1 tRNA gene is annotated in these 2,377 nt (G+C 39.6%); it reads left to right on the top strand.

The features are described from left to right. Positions 1 to 973 precede the first annotated feature (973 nt). Positions 974 to 1,047, top strand: a tRNA-Arg gene (locus KPX09_RS05030). Positions 1,048 to 2,377 lie beyond the last annotated feature (1,330 nt).

Raw genomic sequence — 2,377 nt, forward strand, 5'->3', positions numbered from 1 at the left:
CATACCTAGAGACTGCTTTTAGATATTCGGAGGAGCGTAGTTACTTAGTCTCCTCGCATATTAAACTCATTTGTAAACGTGAGACACTACAACTCCTTAGCTAGTAGATATACTGTATATGCTTCATTTTTCTAATAATACTGCCACAATTCAACATGTTCCGGAGATATATAGCTGAAACTATTGAACCATTGGTATTAGCATGTGTATAGACGATCATACACCACACGTGCAGTCAGTTACCTAGCCTATGCGCCCCTGTTCCTGCTTTGTGTACTCATAATAAATCTATGAATGGCTATGATAATAGAGCCCCAGACGCAAAAACCAATACCCGATAATAAACTCAAGATAAAAACACAGTATCAAGAGACTTAAGATATGAAAACCCCTTGCCTTATTACTACAGAACTCTATTATAACCCTGATATTAAATTCGAAGGTCAATAAACATGCCCAGAGGTCTGCCTACGTTTTGTCTTTTACAGGTAAATACCGGCAACTTTTAGGGATCCCACTATCCCCAAAAAAACTTACAATAACCCATACGCAGTGGTACTTATGTCAGCAAAATTGCCATACCACAGCTATCTCCCTTGTGTAGCATTGACTCATAGCAAAGTATGGCACGCATCTATCACTTCCTAGAAATGAGCTTATGTACAGAAAATGCAAAAACACCGTATGACTCCCTGGAAAACAATTATTTAATATATAGTCGCTACTCAGATGCACCCATTATAAAAATACTTACAAGATTTTCGCTAATTAGCACTTTTGAAAGTTCTTTGCCGTAGACTCAAGACATTTACGTTTGCAGACATATATATTGCTGTTGCGCCTATAAAGGTATGCGTTCCCCTGAAAAATTTTCGTCGCACAAACAATATTATGTTATTTACTGAAAATGTTAGTTGTCCGATACCACGAGATTGTGTAGAGTATCTGTGTTGAGTGGGACTCAGCGCTTTACGGGGCCGTAGCTCAGTAGGATAGAGCATTAGATTCCTAATCTGAGGGTCGTGCGTTCGAATCGCACCGGTCCCACGCATCCTCGAGGGGCTCTTACTTAGGGTAAATCTATGTATGTTTCTCACGCTCTTGAGATGTATTTCTTGTTATTTGTTGACAGTTTTGTATCATCTCTTATCTTACCGATTAGTAAAATGAGTGCCTTTAGCATAATGTGCTGCTTTGGCGGGTATGGTGCAACCACATCGGTGTTTATAGGAGCTCTTGGTGCATCTGTTGGCGGAATAGTAAACTGGTGCTTAGGGAGGCTCATTCTCTTGGCTAGAATGGGATATCATAAATCCCAATTTCCTCCAACACTGCACGGTTATTTGCGTGTTTTCCTTGTCCTATTGCTGGGTGCGTTCTCTTGGATACATCTGGTTGGCGCAATAATTAATGTCATATGCGGGTGTTTTAAGGTTAGACTCTCGCATACGTATTGCGCTGTGTTTTTATCATACTTAGCATACCTGCTATATTATCTTACGCATAATGGATGCGCTTTTAATTAGTAGGACTCTTATCCGGGAAATACTCAGCTAGCTATGATTAATGGCTATTTTGTTGACGGTCTTGTAGCACCTCTTATCTTCTTACCGGTTAGTAAAATGAGTGCCTCCAGCATAATGTGCCGCTTTGGCGGATACACTGCAACTGCATTAGTGATTATAGGAGCTCTAGGCGGGCAACATCTGTTGGTTTTGATGGGTTCGACACCGTACGTACCTGTTATAGAGCTTCCTCTTGGGCTTTTTAACATACACACAGCACTGCTCCCTAGAGTGACAATGACTTGATTATGGAAGAAGAGCCAAAAAATTATCAAAATAAATTGTCGCTTTTTTCTTTTTACGCCGATACTTATCTCATATTCAGTTATGAATATGAGGTATCACCAGCTATTTATAACACACTACACCTTTACACAAATCCTAATATGTGATCGCCATGGTATATCGCATGATTTCCTAATCTAGACTTAAACTTCACCTATAAAGCTTACTTTACCTCTGCTTTCAGCTCTGAATAAAATTTTGTACTACCCTCTACACTAATGATCCGATCTCCACTTTTCTCATGATGTTTTCAAACATGAAACGTACTCTATCCTATTACTAAGCCTCCCTGTTAATCCACTCCTTAATTCACGATTACATCAATGCTTCAGATTAGTAATTCCAAATCGACTAACCTCACTCTGCCCATACCTAACACTCTTTTCTCTCTCCAGTACAGTAGTAACTCTGTTTTGTCTTTGTTCACGATAGCCCCTAGCACTGATAGTGGAGCTATCGACCTAACGATAAACTTAGCAAAGATGAGGAGAACGCGGAACGATATCTGCTAAGAAATAATAAAAGTA

The organism is Anaplasma phagocytophilum, assembly GCF_023476575.1.
In the GTDB taxonomy this organism is placed as follows: domain Bacteria; phylum Pseudomonadota; class Alphaproteobacteria; order Rickettsiales; family Anaplasmataceae; genus Anaplasma; species Anaplasma phagocytophilum_A.